Origin of the sequence: Onishia niordana, assembly GCF_004798965.1 — a bacterium.
GTDB classification, from domain to species: Bacteria; Pseudomonadota; Gammaproteobacteria; order Pseudomonadales; family Halomonadaceae; genus Onishia; species Onishia niordana.
The window spans coordinates 1-323 of sequence record NZ_SDSD01000040.1; the positions used below are offsets into that span (position 1 = coordinate 1).

Sequence of the window (323 nt, forward strand, 5' to 3'; positions counted from 1 at the left end):
ATATAGGCTTTTAAGTTTTCCCAAACCAAATCTGAGCCATGTGAGACAACGGGATTCAGCATTAAAAAGCCATTATAGAAACGACGTACCAGCTTAATATCCTCTACGATACGCTCTGGGCTTGCTTCAGGCGTAACATATGCTGTTAATGATAAGAAATTTATTCCTTTGCGAAGAACTTCCTTTATCGATGCTTCTGTCACTCTCTTATATTCAGGTCCGGTATCTTTGATAATTAAATTGACACCAACAGCGGTTCCTGTTAACTTCCGTAACTCTGAGAGGTCATTAACCTCCCCTAATCCAGGAATGACCATCGTTTG

The 323-nt window shown here is 40.2% G+C and carries 1 protein-coding gene; it reads right to left on the reverse strand.

Annotation, left to right across the window (positions count from 1 at the left end; genetic code table 11):
- On the reverse strand, positions 1-323 hold a 323-nt coding region (locus ETC27_RS17865; protein WP_205742769.1), incomplete at both ends, for a DUF7916 family protein.